This window comes from Pantoea sp. GL120224-02 (genome assembly GCF_900215395.1).
Lineage (GTDB): Bacteria > Pseudomonadota > Gammaproteobacteria > Enterobacterales > Enterobacteriaceae > Pantoea > Pantoea communis.
Genome location: NZ_OBEC01000010.1, coordinates 98,868 through 113,821, shown reverse-complemented (window position 1 = coordinate 113,821; position 14,954 = coordinate 98,868). Strand labels below are relative to the sequence as shown.

Genomic DNA, 14,954 nt, shown 5'->3' with positions numbered 1-14,954 from the left:
GTTTCGTTTTAATGCATTCGGTTTAACAGGAAGCACAAAAATAGCGCAGCGATGCGCCATTTTGGTCATCACCGATGCAGGCTGCTTTCAGCGTTGCTAAATGTCACTGGATGGATAAAACATCATCGGAAAATACAGCGCCACGTCATGCAGTTATAACCTGCGTATTATTCGATTTTTAATTCAGTAAACATTTCATAAACGACATCACGAATAGGATAATACTTATCACGGCTAAAATGAGAAATGTGGCAGGGTGTGCCAGGTTAAGTCAGGTCTCATTTCCCATTATTTTATCTGAGGGCGAACGGGTGAATTATTTCGATGTATCCATTCTGGCCGTAATACAGGGGCTGGCAGAGTTACTGCCGGTTTCCAGCTCTGCACACGTCATTATGACGGAGAAACTCCTGGGGCTGGACCCTGCGGCCCCCGATATGACACTGTTGCTGGTGATGCTGCATACCGGCACGATGTTCGCGGTGATTGTTTACTTCTGGAATAACTGGCGGGAGACCTATTTCAGTTCGAGCCGTGCATTTAAGAAGAATGTATTTTTAATTATTCTCGCCACCGCAGTGACCGGCGTAGTGGGTTTAGCGCTAATGAAGCTGATTAAATATTTCTTCGCCGCGAACGACGACACGTTCGAAATAGAATCCTTATTCAGTAACAGTAAAATAATCGCCAGTGGTCTCGCTGCAGCAGGCTTATTAATTATCCTCTCTTCACGCCTGAAAGAAAAAGATCGCGGCGAACTTTCGCCCTTAAGCGCTGCAGGTATTGGTTTCGTTCAGGGTTTATGCCTGCCATTTCGCGGTTTTTCTCGTTCTGGCGCCACGATTTCTACCGGTCTTTCATTGGGTGTGGCCCGTAAACGTGCGGAAGAATTTAGTTTTGCGTTAGCCGTGGTGCTGACACCGGCGGTGATCGTTAAAGAGGGCCTGCGTGCTTTCAGTTCAGGTTCTGCTGGTACGGTCACAGTGAGCAGCGGAGTGCTTCTGCCCAGCCTGGTGGGCATGATATTAAGTTTTGTCGCCGGACTTCTGGCGCTACGCTGGCTTTCCCGCTGGCTGGAGCATGATCGCTGGCATCTGTTCGGTGGCTATTGCTTGTGCGCTGCGGCACTGATTGGTTGGTTGGGCTGACTCGCGGATTGAGCTTCTCTGAACCTCAGCAGTGAAATCATTGGCATGCTGCTTGCAGGTTGTCTATACAGGTAGGTAACCTCGAATGACAGACAGGGATAAAGATGAAGCTCAATCCAGAACAACTGCGCGCAAAAGCCAGACGCACACTGCCCCATTTCGCTTTCGACTATATTGATGGTGGCGCAGAGGGGGAAGTGACGCTCAATCACAATAGGGCTATCTTTCAACAGTGGCGATTTTTACCCTCAGTATTACGCGATTCCAGTCAGCGGAATATCGGTGTTGCCCTTGGCCGCACGCAGTTGGCTGCCCCACTTCTTGTTGCTCCCACTGGCTATAACGGCATGCTGAGAAATCAATCCGATCTCATGCTCGCCCGCGCTGCGGCTCAGGCGGGCATTGGCCATATCCAGAGCACCGTTTCAACCGCTTCTATTGAGGATATACAAGCGACTGGTCATCAGGAACGTTGGTTTCAACTCTACGTCCTTAAAGATAAGCAAGTAACTGAGAATTTGATCAGTCGCGCCAAAGACGCAGGCTGTACTGCTTTGGTGGTGTCCGTTGATGCGGTGCATTTTGGTCATCGTGAGCGCGATAAGCAGCACTATCGACGGCCCATGAAACTCTCATTCCCGGCACTCTGTGACGTGGCGATGAAACCGGGCTGGGTGCTGCGCACTCTGGTGCCACACGGTATGCCGGGCTTCGGCAATCTTAAGCCTTACCTGCCCGCTGAAAAGCAACAAGGAGCCGGCGGTGCCACTTACTTCGCTCAGCAAATGGACCAGACCTTGAGCTGGGAAACGCTGGCGTGGATCCGCTCACTGTGGGACGGCGGGTTGTATGTGAAAGGCATCATGACCGTTGATGATGCCCTTATGGTGCAAAAAATCGGTGCTCAAGGCATTGTCCTGTCGAATCACGGCGGCAGACAACTGGATTGTACCGCCAGCCCAATGTCTGTGCTTGCCAGTGTGCGAGCGGCGGTCGGTGATGAATTTATCATCCTGATCGACAGCGGTTTCCGCCGCGGCACCGACGTGATTAAAGCGCTGATCCTCGGGGCTAATGCCGTATTGATTGGACGGCCCTTATTGTATGCGGTGGCCGCAGGTGGCGAAGCACTGGCGAACGAGGTGATCACTGCGCTGGTTCAGGAAGTTGACCGCACGCTGGCCCAATTAGGCTGCAACATCCTTGCAGACCTGCGGCCAGAGATGCTGCAGATCAGATAGAGGCCAGATATCCCCCATCGACATACAGAATCTGCCCGGTGATATATCGGGCAGCCTCCGAGCTAAGAAAAACCACACTGCCGGCCAGATCGTCGAATTCACCAAATCGACCAAGCGGGATTTTTTTCTGCATCGCGTCGCGCCACGCGTCATCCTGATAAAACACCTGAGTCATTTCCGTTTCGAAGTAGCCGGGACCGATGCCATTCACGCGGATGTTATGCGCCGCCCATTCCGCGCTCAGCGTGCGCGTCATCCCCGCCAATCCTGACTTGGAGCTGGCATAGGCAACGGCGCCGGGCACGCCCACACAGGTGGTCAGCGAGCACACATTAATGATCGCACCGCCGGATGCCGCAGAAACCATGTTTTTCGCCACCGCCTGAGCACAAAAAAATGCGCCCTTGAGGTTAGTGCCAACAATGGTATCCCACAACGCTTCATCCACTTCGAGCGAAGGGCGAATCTGTTCGGTGCCTGCATTGTTAATCAAAATATCCACCCGCCCCGCAGCGGCTAGCGTCTGTTGGATGCTTTCAACCTGAGTGACATCCAGAATCAGTCCCTGTGCCTCTACGCCAGAGGCGCGCAACTGCGCCACCGCGGCTTTTAGTGTAACCGCATCACGACCGGTGATCGTCACACGCGCACCGGCCTGAGCCAACGCCTGTGCCAGCGCATAACCAATGCCACGTGTCCCGCCCGTGACCAATGCGTTTTTACCTTGTAAGGAAAATGACGTCATGACACTCATAATTTGATTACCGTTTTCAGGAAGGCCGATTTGCCCTCAATCAGCGTCTGATAGGTTTCAGGCACATCATCCAGCTGCACCGGTGGCGCGATAAGCCCTGTTAAGTCGTCCGCCAGCAAGGCCATGATATCCAGTGCCGCCTGCTGTTCATGCTGGAAGACACTGCAACCCACCAGCGTGATCTCCCGCTCCACTAAAGCATTCAGATCGATGCCGTCCGTATGGTGAAATATTCCGACCATCGCAATGCGACCACCCGAAGTTATCCCTGCGATCAGCTGCGAGAGTGCGGCAGGAAATCCTGAGGCTTCAACACCCAAGGCATATTTTTGGGGCGTGGACAGCGGCACGACAGAAGCGATCAATTGATAGCGCTGCGCATTCGGTTCGATTAACTGCACCTGACATTTTTTCAAGCGATGCAGAAGTAACGCTGTCAAACCTCCGATGGTTCCGCCGCCCGTGACACACACAGCATCACCTTCTGCGGGATTGAGTTGATTCACCACTCGCAACGCCACGCCTAGCGGTTCACTCAATACCGCTATCTCATCGGGAATCGCATCGGGTACCGCCAGCAAACTACTTAGCGGTAACGCCACCTGTTCAGCAAAACCACCGTCAAACACTTCTCCTACAAAGCCCAGGGACTCGCACAGGTTCATCGCGCCAGACGAGCAAAATGCGCAATGGCCGCAATACACGCGCGAATCAGCGACTACGCGCATGCCTGGCTGGAAGCGGTCGCTCTCGCCGTTGATTTCGCTAATGACGCCGAACAACTCATGTCCTGGTGTTACCGGAAGATGAGCAATCCACTTTCCAGTTTTGAAATTATGTAAATCGGAGCCACAGATTCCTGCTGAGTGCACGTTGATCCTGGCCCATCCGGCGGGCAAATCGGGTGGGGAGAGTTCATCAACAGTGACCTGACCAATACTTTTGAGGCGTATCGCTTTCATCTCAGTTCTCCGTGATCAGGCTGTTGATCCAGTGGGTGAATTCATCCTCTCCGCCGCACGCCAGCATCACGGCAACCGAGAAGCCAATCGCTGAGCTTGTCGGATTATGGTTACTGGATGAGCCGGCACGTAAATTCATCACCAGCGTCGGACAGCAGAACAACGCCAGCCGCATAATCTGTTGCCAGTTGCCGGGCAGCCAGCCTTTCTCCTGCAGGGCTGCAAGCAAAGGCTTCCAGTAAAGCTCTCCTTTACTGGTCAGAAATGCGCGGCGTAGCGGGCTGAGTTGCCAGTCATGTTCAACAATCAGCGTGTTGCCATCGCACCGCACATTGACCTGATAGCGGGCGGCGGCATCGTCAGGTTCATACAACCAGCACGGATGCGCATAAATGTTATGGAACGTGGCTTTAATTTCAGCCAGTAAAGCGGGAATATTGCTACCCGCAAAAGCAGGGTCGAAACTCACCAGTTCAGGTTCACCGTGCTGCGTTTCGTACCATACGTTGGCATTGTGTGCATCACCATGTGCCACCACGACACCGTGAGACGCCAGCGCAGCAGGTTTCAACACTTCTCCCGCGGCCAGGAACAGCTGGTGAAGAGTCTTGGGATATAACACGCCGTTGACCTGCCAATGCATCTGGCTCAGAGTTTCCCAATCGAGCTGCACCTCACCCAGCGTGAAGCGCTGCCCAATATAGAACTGCGCTACTCGCCCACCCAAGCCATCCGGATCACCCTCGGAAACCAGTCGATTCCAGAACAATTGATGAATAGATTCAGCTGCCACTTCTGCCGCCGTTGCCATACGCAACGGCGGCAGCGTGTGAGCGAGAATATCGCTATCGGCGCGACGCTGAGCCTCAATAATCGCTGCTGATTGCTTCCAGTCCGCTGTGGATTCCACTGCACGGCACACATCCGCCAGACGCTGATCGTTGCGTAAGCTGTACAGCAGAATTTGTCGTCCCGGTTCACCGCAGGTGTAGACCGGCACATCGACAGCGAAGCCATGCTCACGCAACAGTTCAGCGCGGTAATACTCATCAATGGTGTGCTCTTCCCCTTCTTCGTGATGGAATTTGAAAAACAGCGTGCGCCCATCCGCGAGCACCACGCGACCATTTAAAGAGTTCAGGCTGTATTGATCGCGGTTGATCTGCAGGCTGATCGCCTCGATCCCGGTGACATCTGCGATCAACTGCTGAAGTTTCTCGCTGGCACGTTCCCACTGGTTTTCTTTGGTTAAACGACGCGCTTCTGCCGCAAGTGGAGGACGCAGGCGATCATTCATCGCGCCCACCTTTCAGTAAGGTCTGTCGGATATCTGACACCGCCAATGCATGGCCGGGGAACCCTTCATATTCCGCAAAGCGTTTGGCTTTAGGAGCCAATTCCTGATAGCCCCGGCTGGTGACATAAGCGATAGACATACGCTTCATATAGTCAAACACCGAGAGCGGTCCTGCGGTTTTCGCCGCCCCGTTGGTTGGTAACACCGCATTAGGCCCGAGCACGAAGTTACCCAGCACAATCGGCGAATGCTCTCCCAGCAGAATTTCACCCGCATTGCGGATTTTCATCATCACATCCATCGGTTCGTGTGCCAGCACTTCGAGATGTTCCGGGGCGTACGCGTTGACGAATTCAATCGCCGTGGCAAAGTCTTTGGTGAGGATCACGCCACCGTGGTCGCCACAGAGTACGCGCTGGGAGAAATTTGCCCTTTTTTCACCGATCTGCTGCCAGTAGCCCGGTAGCGCGGCGATGGCCTCTTCCGCCACGCGACGGCTGGACGTCACCAGATAAGCCGAGCTATCCGGGCCGTGTTCGGATTCAATTATCAGATCGAGCGCCGCCAATGCCCCATTCACCGAATCATCCGCTAAGATTAGGCTTTCGCTAGGACCCGCAGGCACACCGGGATCGATCAAATGCGCAAGCTGACGTTTGGCCGCTACCACCCAGGGACTGCCGGGGCCGACAATTTTTAAACATTTCGGAATGGATTCGGTGCCAAACGCCACTGCCGCCACCCCTTGTGCACCGCCACATTTGTACACGTGCTCAATTCCCACCAACCGCGCAGCAACCAGCGTTGCATCATCCACAGTGCCATCCGGGCCTGGGGGCGTAATCACAATGGGCAGCGGCACACCGGCGACGATGGCGGGGATGGTTGTCATTAGCAATACGCTGGGAAATGAACCCTTACCGCGCGGGACATAGCAGGCTACGGCATCAATCGGAACATGGCGATCACCGGCAAAAGCACCAGGACGCATCTCTTTCCACCACATCTCCTCGGGCTTCTGTGCTTCATGAAACGCGCGGATATTCTCCACCGCGAAACGGATCGCGTCGATCACCTGCGGATCAACGCGTTCGAATGCCGCATCGAACTCCTGTTCGTCAGCCTTGATGGCAAAGGTTTCTGGCTGCACGCCATCAAATTCACGGGCAAAACGAATTAACGCCTGATCCCCTTCAGTTCTGACTGCTTCAATAATCGGCTTCACCTTTTCGGCAAAACTCGACAGGTCAGATTCGGTGCGTTTGAATAGCTGCTCAGGTAATACGTCAGACGTTGACAGATCATGAAATGAAACGGCCATAGTTAATCCTCAATATTGTCAGTGCGTGAATTCGTGTTGGTGAATGCGGCTCAGCACCTTATGCTGCAGCTCGATAAATTCAGGTACGCGATTGATCCCCTCATGACGGGGGCGCGGTAAGTTCACCGCGAAAGTGGTATCGATTTTTCCTGGGCCCATCACGACAATGCGGTCCGACAGCCTGACGGCTTCTTCAATATCGTGCGTAACAAACATCACCGTCAGGCGATGCTTTTCCCAAATCTCAATCAGTAACTGCTGCATCTGGTGACGCGTCATGGCATCCAGCGCGCCAAAAGGCTCATCCATTAACAGAATTTTGGGGCGATACGAGAGCGCTCGGGCGATGGCCACACGCTGCTTCATCCCTCCCGAGAGTTCACTGGGCCAGCGATCGGCGGCATCACCCAGTTTCACCAGTTCCAGATGCTGCTGCGCGATTTCCCGGCACTGGCTGGCTGGTGTGCCTGCGGCTTTCAGGGCAAATTCAATATTGCCGCGCGCCGTCAGCCACGGCAGCAAAGTGTAAGATTGGAACACTACGCCGCGATCCAGCCCAGGGCCGGGAATCGGTTGCCCGTCTACCAGCACATCGCCGCTGTCAAACTCCTCCAGACCAGCTGCAATAGATAACAGTGTGCTTTTGCCGCAGCCGGAAGCCCCAACAATCGAAACAAACTCGTTGTCATTGAGCGTCAGGTCGATGCCATGCAGCACGCGGCGGCGAGATTTCCCCTGAGCGAAACTCTTCTCCAGTTTATTTATTGTTAAGCTCGCCATCAGGAACGTCTCCGGTTGTAGCGGAATAACACACGCTCAGCGGCGCGCATGATTTGGTCGGTAATCAGGCCCAGCAGCCCCAGTAACAGGATGTAGCCGATGATGGTGTCGGTCTGGAAATAGCGTTGGGAAACCACAATGCGGTAGCCTAAACCTGAGGTAGAAGCCACCAATTCAGCCAGCACTAACCACGTCCATGCCCAACCGAGGCTGATGCGCAATGCATCCCAAATTGCGGGTAAAGCAGAGGGGATGACAATTCGCAGTAAGATTTTGCGATCGGATAAGCCAAGGGTACGACCCAGCCCGACGAAATCAGGTGGCACGCGTTTGATGGCATCGATCATCATCAGCACCTGCTGAAAGAAGGTACCAATCCAGATCACGAGGAATTTCTGAATATCGTCAGTACCCGTCCATAAAATGGTGAGAGGGACAAACGCCACCACCGGCATATAGCGAATAAAATCGACCAGAGGTTCAACTATGGCTTTAAACAAACCGTAGCAACCCGCCAGAACGCCAATGAAAATGGCCATCGCCGAGGAGATCGCGAACGCAATCACCATGCGATACAGGCTGCTGGCGATATCACTTTGCAAAGTACCGTTCTGTGCCAGCGTCACCATCTGATGCCAGACGCGTTCAATGCCCGGCAGAAAAATAGGTTTGATTGCTCCTGAGGATGTGGCCAGCCACCAGGCCAGAATCAAGAATACGAACACCAGAATCGCGATAGTTAAAAATTGGGCCCGTGAGGGTTCTCTACCAATGGTTAAAAGGTGACTTCGACGGCGTTTTTTCTTCGCCTGATGATTAACCCGCTGCAACTCAACTGAACTCATGCCCCCTCCTGATTTCCATGCCTCTCCGCTGACAGGTGCGGCAGAGAGGCGCTATCAACGCTTATTGCTGATTGGCAAACTCTGCATCAATGGTTTGAGCAGGCGTCACCGGTTGGGTCACAATTCCGGCCTCGGTTGCCGCTTTTAAAATATGCGGGAAGGTTTTAGTGGTGAAATCATGTGAGAGATAGGCTTTGTTTTCACTCAAGGTAAAATATTTAACCCCATCAAAGGCGGTATCTAAATCCTCAGGCGTAGCCCCCACCGCTTTAGAAATAATGGCGCGGCCTTCAGTGGTATTGGCGTTATAAAAATCGAGCGCCGCACCCCAGGTTTTAATTAATGCTTTTATTTCATCCGGGTGGCTTTTAATAAAATCATCACGCACGACCAGCACATCACTGATTAAACCTGGATCGGAAGATCCGCTATACAGCATTTTAATACTGGGGTCTGATTTCTTCGCCACGCTGAGATACGGCTCGTAGGTGACTGCTACGGGTACTCTTCCAGCCAGGATGGCACTACCAGCCGAAGCTGCAGGCATCGGCACCGGTTTAATATCACTAAAGGATAATCCTGCCGATGCCAGCGCGCTGCGCAGCAGGATATCGCTGGTGGTGCCCTCTTCATATGCGACCTGCTTGCCTTTGAGCTCCTTAACGCTGCCGACCTCTTTGCTCGCCAGGATGGCGTCTGCCGTGTTGCTCTGATCCAGCACCAGGACGATTTTTACCGGCAGCCCGGCGGAAATTATCCCCATAGCGGTGTGAGTAGCGATATTGGCGGCATCAATCTGACCACTCGCCAGCGCCGCATTGATATCTTTATCTTCGGCGAAGTTAATCACTTCAACCTTGTTCAACCCAGATTTGGCAAAAAGGCCTTTTGCCGAGGCTATGTGCCACTGGCCGTAGCCCAACCAGGGTTCAACCCCCATTTTGATAGGCGCTGTTTCCGCTGCATAAACAGAGTGTGCCGCGAGTGTGAATAAACCTAAGCAGCAAACATGAGAAACTGATTTCTTCACAGCATGGAGAGAAAACATAGTTATTTCCTTCTGTTATGATTATGGGGTGTTAGCGACAAGTGATACACTCATGTATATACAAGGGTATGCAAGAGTGGTGCCAGTTAAATATCCGCTTGTGTCCGCAGTCATTAATCTTTTCTGCGCCTTAACGGTGCACACCAATAGTGCACTGCACTATGGCAAACAATATCCTGCTCATTAAGAACGTCGAATAAATTAAAAGAAAAAAGCTGGGCGGGTCACAACAAATTTTGGTGGGAGTAGAAAGCCGGGGATGATTTAAATGCTACCCGAAAACGGAAACAGCAGGTTTTCCTGCTGTTTCCTGGATATTAGCGCTGGGGATAAAATTAACTTTGTGCACTCATTAAGCGCACAGCAAAACCAAAGAACAACATGCCGGTGAGCATATTCCCCAGTTTTACCAGTCGAGTGCGGTTTTTCAGAAAGCGAACCATCACGTTGCCCGCCATCAGCAAAATCAGGTAATAGCTCAGGCTGATCAGTTGAATCATCGAGCCCAGCACTGCAAAGGCAGGCGCAGTGTGAGTGACTGCTGGATCAATAAACTGGATGAAAAAGGAGACGTAGAACAGAATGGCTTTCGGGTTGGTCACGCCCAGCAGCAGTGCGCGCAGGAAATAATTTTCTATTTTAACGGCTTCAGCGGGCTGGTTACCTTCGCGCTTGCGCAATGCACCCAGAATGATTTTTACGCCTAAGTAGAGCAGGAACATCGCGCCCAGATACTTCACCACCATAAAAATGTGCGGACTGGTGCGAATCAGCGTCGCGACACCGGCCCAGGCAAGGAAGATCAGAATCAGATCACCCATCATCACCCCTGCTATCGCCTTAGACGCCGCTTTAGCACCGCGGCTCATCCCGGTACGCAGCACGTATAAACTGTTTGGGCCGGGCAGCAGAATAATCACCAGCGCACCCGCCAGAAACGTCCAGACATTGATAATTCCTACATCGTGCAACATAACAACCACTACTCCACCGCCATGCAGGTTAATTCGCCCGATGGCTTTTGTTTTGATTTGACAGGTGAAAATTGACAGCGGATCGCGCTGCAATTGGCCCGATATTGTAGCAGATGACGCTGTGCCATGTCGTCCGACGACTGCGTATCACTGAAACAGTCATAGGCACCTGCCAATTAGCGCTATATAATCCGTTGCATTACGCTGCAGGGATAACTCATGAACACAACGCTTAACCGCATGATTCTGGCGGGCTTACTCACCTTTACCTCTTTGAACACCTTCGCCAGCCGTGTGGTGACCGACCAAATTGGTCGTCAGGTGACGATCTCCGATCAGGTCGATCGCGTGGTGGTGCTACAGCACCAAACGCTGAACCTGCTGGTGCAACTCAACGCGACCGATAATATCGTCGGCATCCTCGCGAACTGGAAGCAACAGTTGGGTGATGGCTACGCGCAGCTGGTGCCTGAACTGACACAGAAAGCCATGCTGGGCGATCTGACCCATGTGGATTTAGAAAAATTGGTGGCGCTGCATCCGCAGGTGGTTTTTGTCACTAACTACGCGCCAAAAGAGATGATTGACAAGATTTCGGCGCTGGGCATTCCGGTATTGGCTATTTCCTTACGCCATGACGATGCAGGGGAACAAGGCAAGATTAACCCCAGCATGCAGAATGAGAATCAAGCTTACGATCTCGGCATCAAAGAAGGGATTACCTTGATTGGTGAGGTGGTGAATAAGCAGCAACAGGCCAAAGAACTGATTGCCGCGGCGTTTGCCGGACGTAAACTGGTGAGCGATCGTCTGCAAGGTTTAACTGAGCAACAGCGTGTTCGTGCTTACATGGCCAATCCGGACCTCACCACTTATGGTTCTGGCAAATACACCGGTTTGATGATGTTGCACGCGGGCGCCTACAACGTTGCGGCATCGACCGTTCAGGGTTTCAAGCAAGTCAGCATGGAGCAAGTTGTGGCGTGGAATCCTCAGGTGATTTTTGTCCAGGATCGCTATCCTCAAGTGGTGGATGAGATCCAACAAGATCCACGCTGGCGCACCATTGACGCGGTGAAGCATCATCGGGTCTGGCTGATGCCGGAATATGCCAAAGCCTGGGGCTATCCGATGCCAGAAGCTATCGGCTTGGGCGAGCTCTGGATGGCGAAAAAACTCTATCCGGAAAAATTCCGCGATATTGATATGCAACAGCAGGCTGATCGCTGGTATCAGCATTTTTATCGGACCGCCTATCATGACAACGCTACACATTCTGGCAGCCGGTAGCCTGCGGGGTGTCTGGCCGGATCTGATGACAACCTTTCATCATCAGTCTGGCCTGACGACCGACACCCACTTTGGTCCTGCTGGCTTACTTCGGCTGAGGATTGAACAAGGTGCACAATGCGATTTGTTTGCCTCCGCCAATCTTCAGCACCCGGCCACGCTGTTACAGCGCGGTCTGGCAATGCACACCGGCAAATTTGCCGCTAACAGCTTATGTTTGACCACTAGAAGTGACGTTGTCACCGAAAACGACACCTGGCTTTCACTTTTACAACGTGACGACCTGCGGCTGGCAACATCGACGCCGTTAAGCGACCCTTCCGGCGATTACACCTGGCAGCTGTTTGACAATATCGGACAGGTTTATCCAGGCTGCGGTGAAAGGTTGAAACAGCGCGCGCGTCAGCTGGTGGGTGGCATCGATAGCCTGGCTGTCCCCACGGGCGAACTGGCAGCACAATGGTTAATCGACCAACAGCACGCAGATCTCTTCATTGGTTACGCCAGCTATGCTCCACGTCTAATCAATCATCCGCATTTGCAGGTATTGAGCATCCCGGAACCGTTCAACATTCAGGCAGAATATGGATGGGCGACTTTCACCCACTCTGCTAATCCCCTTGCCGCCTTTCTCAGTACAACAGCGGCCAGAGCCATTCTGCAACAGAATGGTTTTGCCTGAATGCTGTTCAAAAACGGTCAACGTAACAAACTGCGCACGACCATGCGTGCGCCGAGCAGTTCGACTCTTAAACGATGAATGATTTTGCGATAGCGGCTGGTTCGCTGTTGAGTTTCCAGCACACGGCGCAGCAAAATGCAGTAATCCATCACCAGTCCTGGCGTCCACGTCATGCCTTCTGCGCGGCTGCGTACCAGGCTCAACAACCAAAAATCGGGGTTGAGGATGACCCAAAGCCCTTTCAAACCGTGTTCACCCAACAAGCCTTCAGTAGCAACGTCCAGCGCCTGCATTACGCTGGTCGAACAGTTACGTGATGTGAGGTTATAGCGGGTATCGGTTGAATTCGCCCGCCAGTAATTGCGCAAGGCTGCCTGATTGTAGTGCGTAAGAACCAGACGTTTATCAGGGCGGCACCATCTTTTGATTTCACTTTCCAGCGATGGCAGCAAACAACCCTCAACGTCGAACTCCTCTTTTGCGCGCAGCGTTTGCAGGAAACCGCGCAAGCTGCGTGAAACGTCATCAACCGGGTAGAGGCTGATATAGAGTTCATTACCCATCTCTAACGATGTATGGCCGGTAGATACTTTACCGCGATGGTCAATCGCTGCGACCCAACGGTCAAACCATGGACGACGTCCAGCGACATCGCCCGAACCCAACGGCGTCCAGATGTAGACATTGAGCGGCACACTGGTATGCCCAGCCTGCAGCGGCGGATGTTCATAATTCAATCCATGCGGCGCACGCAGCCCTTTGCGGGTAAAGAGAGGCAGTGCGGTGACACTGGTATTCTCTGGCAGCGCATGAATTTGCGCTCCCATAAACAAGAGATTGATGCCCCATCCCGCCAGCAGAAGTGCAAAACACAGCGGCACGATCACATGCGGAGCCAGCGGCCAATGGATGGCAATCAGGAGGCTAAACAGGATTTCCGCGCATCCGAGGCTGAATTTCCGCGTCCATCGCCGACAGCGCATCAGGCTGCATGAAATGACACGGAACCCGCCATCCAGCAGAAAAATCAAGGCAAAACCCAGTGAGAAGCAGAGGCTGCTGTCATGCGGTGCAATGAATACCAACAGGCCAAACAGCATCAGCCCTGCAGATTTCATCAAAGGTGGCCAGGCAATGCCGGCAGGCGAATAGATTGCACTCACTGCTTCCGCCAGCCCTTCGACCGCAAGGAATACCCCTAACACATGCAAGGGGAACGATAAACTTCCATGTTGCAACAGATCCATCAGGATCCCGGTACTCGCACCAGCACACAGCAGGCCCAGCCCGGTCAGATAAGGCCAACCCGCTCTTAGCGCCGGTCCACCCATCAACAGAAATAATAGTCGCAGCAAAGGTACTCTCCAGCGGATAACACAGCTCAGCACGGTCTATAGACGCGGGCAACTAACAGGAGTTCTGTTACGCCTCGGCAATTCTGACTTCGTTTACTGATGGTTGTGACTGTGAGGGCACTCTACGTGGTGAAGATTAAAATTGGCTTAACGATAAAGTAAATATTGGCTTATTTTTTGAACAACACAATGCTGAATTTGTGGCGATTTCAGGCTGAAACCGCCACTGACTCGCAGGGCCCGCCCATCTTAACTTATTGATTTAATTCATTGTAGTTATCGCACCGCAGAGGATTATGCGGCTGGCGTAGGTTTCACACTGCTGCGTGTCGTTGAATCAGCAGTTTTATAAAACTGTTGAGGCAGGGATTGCGGTTATCGCTGCTCCAGGCAACGGCAAGATTAACCTGCGGCGCATCCGCAAGCGGTTTGAAGACGATGCCATCCATTTTGAGTTGTTGAACAGATGAAGGCACCAATGCCACATAGCTAGCGTCATTGACCAGGCTAAGCATGGTGTGTTGCAGACGAACCTGCAGACTGACCATCGGTTCAAAACCATGAGCCCGGCAATAATCCATAATTACCGCGGTTAATCGGCTCCCGGCGCTGGCGGAGGTCATCACAAAAGGATCGTCGCGCAGATCTTCGATCTGCAATTTCCGACTTCTCGCTTTAGGATGTGTGCGCGACATGGCCACACATAAAGGCTCGGTTAACACGGTCAATGTCTGCATGCCCACGCGTGCAGTTCCTTCCACCAGTACCGCTAAATCGACTTCACCTGCCAGCACTTTATCCGGCAGGTCTTCAGTGACCGCCTCTTCCAACTCCAGAGCAATGTAGGGGAAGTGATGGCGAATCAATCGCACATACTCCGGGATCACGCTATGTGCAGAGTACATAGTGAAACCCACGCGCAATAAACCCGATTTGCCCGCGGCGGTGTCACGCGCCAGTTGTTGCGCCTGCTGGAGTGATTCGAGGATCTTACGTGCATCCTGGTAGAAGCTCTCACCGGCGGGCGTCAGCATTAGCTGGCGCGTATTGCGTTCCACCAGCTGTGTACCCACCGCTTTTTCCAGTGCAGCGATGTGACGACTTAAGGACGGCTGTGATAGATGCAGACGCTCCGCGGCACGGTGGAAATTTTTCACTTCTGCCAGCGCGATAAAGTACCGCAGCGGCTTCATATCAAGCATGATTCATTTTCCGTATCAATCCCGGCCAAATTTGCTATTGGATCTGCATCACTAA

General features: G+C 52.8%; 14 protein-coding genes. 4 read left to right on the top strand and 10 right to left on the bottom strand.

Going from position 1 to position 14,954, the window contains the following annotated elements; genetic code table 11:
- The first annotated feature begins 311 nt into the window (after positions 1 to 311).
- Together CRO33_RS18270 and CRO33_RS18265 are read left to right on the top strand one after the other, a co-directional pair.
- Positions 312 to 1,148, top strand: coding sequence for an undecaprenyl-diphosphate phosphatase (locus CRO33_RS18270; RefSeq protein ID WP_217992814.1), 837 nt, complete (start codon positions 312 to 314; stop codon positions 1,146 to 1,148).
- A gap of 104 nt (positions 1,149 to 1,252) precedes the next feature.
- Positions 1,253 to 2,389 carry an alpha-hydroxy acid oxidase gene (locus tag CRO33_RS18265; RefSeq protein ID WP_097119119.1) on the top strand — a complete coding sequence of 379 codons (1,137 nt, stop codon included), beginning with the start codon at positions 1,253 to 1,255 and terminating at the stop codon, positions 2,387 to 2,389.
- Here the strand turns inward: CRO33_RS18265 and CRO33_RS18260 are convergent.
- From CRO33_RS18260 to leuE, 8 genes are all read right to left on the bottom strand, one after another.
- On the bottom strand, positions 2,382 to 3,134 hold the full coding sequence (locus CRO33_RS18260) for an SDR family NAD(P)-dependent oxidoreductase (RefSeq protein ID WP_058961388.1): 753 nt from the start codon (positions 3,132 to 3,134) through the stop codon (positions 2,382 to 2,384). The two genes, CRO33_RS18265 and CRO33_RS18260, sit on opposite strands and share 8 nt — an antisense overlap.
- A 5-nt stretch (positions 3,135 to 3,139) precedes the next feature.
- Complete coding sequence (locus CRO33_RS18255) at positions 3,140 to 4,105, bottom strand: zinc-dependent alcohol dehydrogenase (protein WP_097119117.1); 966 nt, start codon at positions 4,103 to 4,105, stop codon at positions 3,140 to 3,142.
- Position 4,106: 1 nt separating this feature from the next.
- The gene (locus CRO33_RS18250; RefSeq protein WP_097119116.1) at positions 4,107 to 5,402 is read right to left on the bottom strand and encodes a hypothetical protein; all 1,296 of its coding nucleotides are present in this window, start codon (positions 5,400 to 5,402) and stop codon (positions 4,107 to 4,109) included.
- Entirely contained in the window at positions 5,395 to 6,723 is a 1,329-nt protein-coding gene (gene hisD, locus CRO33_RS18245) for a histidinol dehydrogenase (protein ID WP_097119115.1), read from the bottom strand. Before hisD ends, CRO33_RS18250 begins: the two co-directional genes overlap by 8 nt.
- A gap of 18 nt (positions 6,724 to 6,741) precedes the next feature.
- Positions 6,742 to 7,503: an ABC transporter ATP-binding protein gene (locus CRO33_RS18240; RefSeq protein ID WP_097119114.1), complete on the bottom strand. Its 762-nt coding sequence runs from the start codon at positions 7,501 to 7,503 to the stop codon at positions 6,742 to 6,744.
- A complete protein-coding gene (locus CRO33_RS18235; RefSeq protein WP_097119113.1) occupies positions 7,503 to 8,348 on the bottom strand; it encodes an ABC transporter permease in 846 nt (281 codons plus the stop codon). The genes CRO33_RS18240 and CRO33_RS18235 overlap by 1 nt, the downstream gene beginning before the upstream one ends.
- Before the next feature lie 61 nt (positions 8,349 to 8,409).
- Positions 8,410 to 9,396, bottom strand: coding sequence for an ABC transporter substrate-binding protein (locus tag CRO33_RS18230; protein WP_097119112.1), 987 nt, complete (start codon positions 9,394 to 9,396; stop codon positions 8,410 to 8,412).
- A gap of 335 nt (positions 9,397 to 9,731) precedes the next feature.
- Complete coding sequence (gene leuE, locus CRO33_RS18225) at positions 9,732 to 10,370, bottom strand: leucine efflux protein LeuE (protein ID WP_058961387.1); 639 nt, start codon at positions 10,368 to 10,370, stop codon at positions 9,732 to 9,734.
- A gap of 219 nt (positions 10,371 to 10,589) precedes the next feature.
- Here leuE and CRO33_RS18220 point away from each other — a divergent pair, with 219 nt between their 5' ends.
- Both CRO33_RS18220 and CRO33_RS18215 read left to right on the top strand, forming a co-directional pair.
- Positions 10,590 to 11,660 carry an ABC transporter substrate-binding protein gene (locus tag CRO33_RS18220; RefSeq protein ID WP_097119111.1) on the top strand — a complete coding sequence of 357 codons (1,071 nt, stop codon included), beginning with the start codon at positions 10,590 to 10,592 and terminating at the stop codon, positions 11,658 to 11,660.
- Positions 11,629 to 12,342, top strand: coding sequence for a substrate-binding domain-containing protein (locus tag CRO33_RS18215; protein ID WP_097119110.1), 714 nt, complete (start codon positions 11,629 to 11,631; stop codon positions 12,340 to 12,342). Before CRO33_RS18220 ends, CRO33_RS18215 begins: the two co-directional genes overlap by 32 nt.
- Before the next feature lie 17 nt (positions 12,343 to 12,359).
- On the opposite strand, the gene CRO33_RS18210 is transcribed toward CRO33_RS18215, so the two are convergent.
- Positions 12,360 to 13,697, bottom strand: coding sequence for a DUF4105 domain-containing protein (locus CRO33_RS18210; RefSeq protein WP_141399033.1), 1,338 nt, complete (start codon positions 13,695 to 13,697; stop codon positions 12,360 to 12,362).
- Between the two features lie 314 nt (positions 13,698 to 14,011).
- Positions 14,012 to 14,899 carry a LysR substrate-binding domain-containing protein gene (locus tag CRO33_RS18205; protein ID WP_097119109.1) on the bottom strand — a complete coding sequence of 296 codons (888 nt, stop codon included), beginning with the start codon at positions 14,897 to 14,899 and terminating at the stop codon, positions 14,012 to 14,014.
- Positions 14,900 to 14,954 lie beyond the last annotated feature (55 nt).

What these genes read in the sequence shown, in the direction of transcription:
- CRO33_RS18265 (WP_097119119.1), top strand. Translation starts at nt 1,253, where the DNA reads ATGAAGCTCAATCCAGAACAACTGCGCGCAAAAGCCAGACGCACACTG.
- CRO33_RS18260 (WP_058961388.1), bottom strand. Translation starts at nt 3,134, where the DNA reads ATGACGTCATTTTCCTTACAAGGTAAAAACGCATTGGTCACGGGCGGG.
- CRO33_RS18255 (WP_097119117.1), bottom strand. Translation starts at nt 4,105, where the DNA reads ATGAAAGCGATACGCCTCAAAAGTATTGGTCAGGTCACTGTTGATGAA.
- CRO33_RS18250 (WP_097119116.1), bottom strand. Translation starts at nt 5,402, where the DNA reads ATGAATGATCGCCTGCGTCCTCCACTTGCGGCAGAAGCGCGTCGTTTA.
- hisD (WP_097119115.1), bottom strand. Translation starts at nt 6,723, where the DNA reads ATGGCCGTTTCATTTCATGATCTGTCAACGTCTGACGTATTACCTGAG.
- CRO33_RS18240 (WP_097119114.1), bottom strand. Translation starts at nt 7,503, where the DNA reads ATGGCGAGCTTAACAATAAATAAACTGGAGAAGAGTTTCGCTCAGGGG.
- CRO33_RS18235 (WP_097119113.1), bottom strand. Translation starts at nt 8,348, where the DNA reads ATGAGTTCAGTTGAGTTGCAGCGGGTTAATCATCAGGCGAAGAAAAAA.
- CRO33_RS18230 (WP_097119112.1), bottom strand. Translation starts at nt 9,396, where the DNA reads ATGTTTTCTCTCCATGCTGTGAAGAAATCAGTTTCTCATGTTTGCTGC.
- leuE (WP_058961387.1), bottom strand. Translation starts at nt 10,370, where the DNA reads ATGTTGCACGATGTAGGAATTATCAATGTCTGGACGTTTCTGGCGGGT.
- CRO33_RS18220 (WP_097119111.1), top strand. Translation starts at nt 10,590, where the DNA reads ATGAACACAACGCTTAACCGCATGATTCTGGCGGGCTTACTCACCTTT.
- CRO33_RS18215 (WP_097119110.1), top strand. Translation starts at nt 11,629, where the DNA reads ATGACAACGCTACACATTCTGGCAGCCGGTAGCCTGCGGGGTGTCTGG.
- CRO33_RS18205 (WP_097119109.1), bottom strand. Translation starts at nt 14,899, where the DNA reads ATGCTTGATATGAAGCCGCTGCGGTACTTTATCGCGCTGGCAGAAGTG.